The 5,460-nt window shown below is 62.7% G+C and carries 5 protein-coding genes; 1 reads left to right on the forward strand and 4 read right to left on the reverse strand.

The window, feature by feature from the left end:
• Positions 1-259 precede the first annotated feature (259 nt).
• The 3 genes from GY937_12720 to GY937_12730 all read right to left on the reverse strand — a co-directional run bounded on the left by GY937_12720 (position 260) and on the right by GY937_12730 (position 2,730).
• Complete coding sequence (locus GY937_12720) at positions 260-1,087, reverse strand: hypothetical protein (GenBank protein ID MCP5057571.1); 828 nt, start codon at positions 1,085-1,087, stop codon at positions 260-262.
• A 17-nt stretch (positions 1,088-1,104) separates the two neighbouring features.
• On the reverse strand, positions 1,105-1,833 hold the full coding sequence (locus GY937_12725) for an alpha/beta fold hydrolase (GenBank protein MCP5057572.1): 729 nt from the start codon (positions 1,831-1,833) through the stop codon (positions 1,105-1,107).
• Positions 1,834-2,130: 297 nt separating this feature from the next.
• Entirely contained in the window at positions 2,131-2,730 is a 600-nt protein-coding gene (locus tag GY937_12730; GenBank protein MCP5057573.1) for a recombinase family protein, read from the reverse strand.
• Between the two features lie 516 nt (positions 2,731-3,246).
• Between GY937_12730 and GY937_12735 the strand changes: the two genes are divergently transcribed.
• On the forward strand, positions 3,247-3,987 hold the full coding sequence (locus GY937_12735) for a thioredoxin domain-containing protein (GenBank protein MCP5057574.1): 741 nt from the start codon (positions 3,247-3,249) through the stop codon (positions 3,985-3,987).
• A gap of 217 nt (positions 3,988-4,204) precedes the next feature.
• On the opposite strand, the gene GY937_12740 is transcribed toward GY937_12735, so the two are convergent.
• Positions 4,205-4,996, reverse strand: coding sequence for a hypothetical protein (locus tag GY937_12740; GenBank protein ID MCP5057575.1), 792 nt, complete (start codon positions 4,994-4,996; stop codon positions 4,205-4,207).
• Positions 4,997-5,460: the final 464 nt, after the last annotated feature.

A 5,460-nucleotide genomic window follows, 5' to 3' on the forward strand; every position in this document is an offset into this window, starting at 1 on the left:
CAGCGTCCACCCTCAGGCTGGGGTCTCCGAACTCACGCCCCGGCTTTGGAAAGAGAACTTCGCCGACTCACCTCTCGGCCCGCTCACAGGCTGAGATCCCGCGATACGGACCGCAACCACGTCCGAGGTTGGCCGCTTACGGCCCAGCTAGTCCGATAGCAGGAGATCGCTGAGCTGGGGGGCGCTCGACAGTCTGGGCTGAGTATCGGCGTCGCCCATCGTGTTTCGCGTTGAAACGGTTTCGAAGTAGCCCATGCAGTTAGCTCGTCGTACCGGAATCCTGAATGCTCGGACCAAGTAGGATTTCACCCGCTGAAGCTCGTTGGCGCATCGCCTTCACGCGGGCCGCGAGTACCACGTTTCTTTTTGCCTGCACCTCATCCTTGTGGAGATAGTCGAGGTCGATCACTCGTTCCAGAGCCTCTCCAGCCGAGGACTGGGGGAGATAGAGGAAGCCGAAGTAGGCCCAGATTGAGTTCTCCAGCTCCGGCCAGTCTTGCAACAGATCTTGCATCATTCGGGAGAGGCGAATCGAGAAGTCGGCAAAATCGAGCAGTCCGGAAAACGGGGACGGCGGAGCTTCGGCATCGTCATCGAATTTGTCGATGAGGTCCGACGCCAGATCCGACTCGACCCCAGCTGATACGTGAGCGACCAACGCTGTCGCCTGATCGGGTGACAGCCGGGCAAGCGCGGCGAGATCTGGATTCTCGAAGAGACAGCGGTCCATGTGGAGCAGGCAAGCAAAGAGAGCGCGAGAATGATTGGGCAGTATACGCTCCGAGTCACGAGCCTCGTCAGCAATTCGCGCCGCGAGAGCGAAGGCCAGTGCTTCTCGTCCGTCGGCGCCGCGGGTACCGATAGAGACTGGCGCCGGCTGGTGCTCCGCGAAGTTGTAGACGGTCGCACGTACGATATCGTTGACTTCCCCAAGCACCCCGAACCGGAAGCCGAGTTCAATACTCGCGGCCTGCGCCGCTTGCCAAGACCGAAGGTCGTCCCAGCCGTAGACTGCGTTTTCTACCGGGCGCGGGAGCCGGTGGTGAGTGAAGTCGAATTCGTCACGCAGGAATTCTAGGTCTGCCAAGGCCGTGTTCGCATTGGCTAGCTCCGGCATACAATGCCAGAGACGTATCGGAACTGTTTGGTGTTCTCACCCATTGGCTTGCAAACAGAACGGTGATCAGTCAGGTCAACCGTCTCTGCCGGCGGGTCCTGGCAGAAACGGTTGTCATCGATGATTCCGTCGTCGTCCGCGTGTATCACGAGGCGGGCGATGAGGTTCTTCGCGGCCCTCCCAGCTAGAAGGTCCGTCGTGTCCGACTCAAGCTTCTTCAGCGTCGTCTTCTTGCCGGCGGGATCCAAGTCTCGCAGTGCTTTCCATCTCATCTTCACGATCGCTTCGCCCAGTTTTCCAAGTTGGAATGCCGACAATGCTGTTGAAGCGAGCGCCACGATGTCGGCCCCAAGGTGAGCCGGCGCGAAGAGAAGTAAGTCGATGTACTTGGCCCATGGTCTGTGCTGGAGGTGCAGATCGATCTGGGCGCGACGACTCACTACGGCTCCAAGGGAATGAGCCACGAGAAAGACCTCGGTAAGTCCACTTGGTCTCCCGTCGCGAAGATGTCGGGGGAGCAGGTCGTGTAGGGACTCAAATAGATCTATCAGGAGCTGGCGAAGTTGTTCCGCAGAACGGTTGGCCGTCTGGCGGCGGCTGTCGTAGCCGAAGTAAAGTAGGTCCAAGTCCGCGAAGTCAGGGTGGTCAGACAGTAGCTCCGGGAACGCCTCCCAGGCTCCGCACGCGTCGCCTCCGAACCCATGAACGAAAACCACCGCCCGCCCGGAGGGCGACAGGGACCAATCGGCTCGACTGGCGCGCCCCGGGAGACGATGGGGAAGAGTGTGATGATGCATATCTTGGCCAATCCAGAGGCAAGCGGCGTCGGTGCCAAGCCGTGCTGATTGAATCGGAATTGTCTCACAACTTGCAGCTCAGCTGCAGGCTAGCCCGCGCAGCCTAGAAGCAGTTCCCCGCGGGAACGTCGGCCGTCGTGAGGGATGGGGGCTGGATCTAACCTACGCCGAAGGCCGAAAACCCCAGCCCCCCCCATCATCGCTATTGGCGATCACTCAGCCCACCCGGCCCTCCGAGGAATCGCCACCCGAGATCACACGCTGCACGGTGCCGTACGAGACGCCGACCAGGTCGGCGATCCGGCGAAGCGAGCTTCCGCTCGTTCGGAGACGATGGATGCGATCCTGCTGTTTGCGATCGAGCACCCGCGGTCGTCCCGGCCTTCGGCCTCTCTTTCGCGCCGCTGCCATCCCGTCCCGCGTACGCTCGCGAATCAGATCCGCCTCGAACTCTCCAACGGCACCGAGGACACGGTAGAGGAGACGCCCTGCCGCCGAACGCGTATCGACCGATTGGTCCAGACAGACCAGGTCCACACTCGCCGCATCGAAAGTGTCTGCGAGATCGCAGAGGTGCCGAGTGGAACGCGCCAGCCGATCGAGCTTCACGCAGGCGACCACTTCGATCTCATGTCGCCGAACCGCTGACAGAAGCGCATCCAGCGCCTCTCGCGACGTGCAGCGGCCCGATCGCCGATCAACGAACTCGACCGTGTCCATGCCGGTGCGCCCGGCCCATTCACGCAGCCGGTCGAGCTGCGCCTCGGGGTGCTGATCGCTCGTGCTGACCCTGGCGTAGAGAGCTGCCCTCGCCATTCGTGAATCCTCCCATGATCCGAAAACGGTCGTTTGTTGACCGCTGATCGGGTCCATTCATAGCAACGTTAGTCCGGGTCGTTGCGGTGCAGGGCGTGGGGGAGGGCGGAGGGGGTTTTGGATCAGAGACCGGGACCGTCGGGTGAAACATGGGGTGCTGGGGGGTTGGCCAGATTGCGGGCTTCACATGACTTCCCGCTCAGGCCGGTTTCGGGAATCGCCATCGGCGATCTCATGCGATAGCTCCGGGCCACGGCTCGAAGCTGATGCGATAGCCGTCGTCGCCGTAGCGGCGATTAGTTGACCTTCCCCGAGGAACAGTTGAACATGCAGGCTCGGCACAGGCGTTCACTTCACATCCTCGACGCAGGCTGTGACGCCGATATGGCCAGCCAGATGCGGTACAGTCCCTTCTTCGTTGAGCCCCCCACTGGGGCATGGAACGTGCCATGAGAGCCACCTCGGTTTCGCAGGCTACTCCGCGACCCTGCCCCCACCCCCCACAAGGAGTCCCTCATGAACCAGCCGACAGCCACCGTCGTCGGGGCGCTGATTCTCGGTGTCGCCCTGGTGGTCGGTGCGTACCAGATCGCGGCCCCGCTCGAATCGGCCCGCGAGCAGCTTGCGGGCATCCAGACGGCGATGGAGACGATCGCCGAGAACCCGCCGACGGCCGTCGCGGCCCAGCCCGCTGCGGCTCCCGCGCCCCGGCGCAGGGGGCCGGACCCGGCAAAGCAGCACGAGATCGCCGTGGGCAACGCCCCCGTGCGCGGCTCCGCGCAGGCGCAGGTCACCATCGTCGAGTTCTCGGACTTCCAGTGCCCCTTCTGCAAGCGCGTGACGCCGACGCTCGACAAGATCAAGCAGGAGTACGGCGACAAGGTCCGCATCGCCTTCAAGCACATGCCGCTCGCCTTCCACCAGAAGGCGATGCCCGCGCACCGGGCGAGCGTGGCTGCGGGCGCGCAGGGGAAGTTCTGGGAGATGCACGACGCGATCTTCAAGAACCAGTCGAACCTCTCCGAGGCCGCCTACGAGGGCTACGCGAAGGAGCTGGGCCTGGACGTGGCGCAGTTCAAGGCGGACATGGCCTCCCCGGCCTCGCAGAAGCAAATCGACGCCGACAAGAGCGAAGCCGCGACGCTCGGGGTGACCGGGACGCCGAGCTTCTTCGTCAACGGCTACTTCCTCTCCGGGGCGCAGCCCTACGAAGCCTTCAAGGCGAAGATCGACCGGGAGCTTGGCGACGCGGCGTGAATCCAGCGCGGGCGACAAGCGGGCGACAAGAATCTACTCGGCGGAGTCCTTGTTTTTCGGGGACTTACGACGCTTCGTCACGGGTTCGAGTCCCGTTGGGGACGCCACCATTCTCGCAAGTACTTCAGTCACGTGTGGAGCTTCAGGGCGCGAGGGAGGCCACGGAACTTCAACGCCGGCAGAGCTTCATCGCGGGGTCCGTTGGTTCGTGGCATCCCTATCGCTGCGAGCAATCGTGTACTGCTTGGCGGCGCCAGCGGCCGCTGCTACACGCGCCGCGATCGGCGTATGCGGTGGAGCAGCGGCACGAGAGCCACGAGTTCGAAACCCAGGCCACAAGCGGGCGCGGGAGCCTTTTCGATTCGTCATTCCACGTCGGATTGCTGCACTGAGGGTCGAGGCCGTCGGCAAGTCCGTCGCCGTCGTTGTCGATACCGTCGTCGCATTGGGGCGGCAGAACGACGACCCAGCCTTCAAAATCGCCTGTAGGATTCGTGCCGTGCCCCGTGATCGTTCGGCCGTCGGCCGAGACGTCGGTCGCTCTAAAGATGCTCCATCCGGTCAGGTCGAGGCCATAGTGGTTCTCGAGAAGGTCCTGAAGGTTGCGGGCACCATTCGTCCGATCCCAGATGAATGCGCCGGCCGGCGAGCCGGTCTGTCCGACGGCCAACGAGCCGAAACGAGAGACAGCGAGCAGATGTCCAGCAACCGGAATGAAGCCGTCTCCTTCGGTCCATGCGAAGTTCCAACCAACGATGGTGCCTCCGTCGGGCGAGATGTCTTCGATGTGGTCCGAGCCGAATAGCTCCATTCCCGTCGCGGCCGTCCACCGAAACGGGCCGGCTTGCGTGGAGCCCACGATGATGCTCCCATCGGCGGAGACAGCTGCGCCCCTGCTCCAGGCATGCAACGTAGGGATCGTGCCGAGATTCAATAGGCCATCCGCGTCGCTCCACCGGAACGCCTCGAGGTGACCGTTGGGCGGGACGGCGTTGCTGCCAACGATCACCGAACCATTCTGAGAAATGTCGTTCACAAAGACAGTCCCGCCAAGAGGCCCAAGGGGCTCGTACCCTCCTGAAGGGCTCCAACGGAACATGCCGTCCCGATCCGTTCCTGCAATGTGCCCAGCTATCGAGGCCACTTTGAGGGAGGTGGCACCCTCGAACTCGACCATTCCCTGGTCAGCCGTCCAAATGAATGCCGCGTCGCGGCCGATCTCTTCCGTCCACCAGCAGCAGTGCAAAAGCAGATAGCCCAAGCTTCGTGAAGTGCCGAGAACGGTGCCGCCGTCGGGGGAGAGCCCCAACGCGAAGCTCTCCAACTCAGCGCCCTCTAGTGATGTGATTCACGCTGTTGGGGCATTATCCAGCGCGCGCCTGGCTCTGCCAACCTTTTCGATGATCTCTTCTGCTGTCTTGGACCAGACGAAGGGAGTGGGATCATCGTTGTGTCCGTCCACGTAACTCATCA

The organism is bacterium, assembly GCA_024228115.1.
GTDB lineage: Bacteria > Myxococcota_A > UBA9160 > UBA9160 > UBA6930.

What these genes read in the sequence shown, in the direction of transcription:
- GY937_12735 (MCP5057574.1), top strand. Translation starts at nt 3,247, where the DNA reads ATGAACCAGCCGACAGCCACCGTCGTCGGGGCGCTGATTCTCGGTGTC.
- GY937_12730 (MCP5057573.1), bottom strand. Translation starts at nt 2,730, where the DNA reads ATGGCGAGGGCAGCTCTCTACGCCAGGGTCAGCACGAGCGATCAGCAC.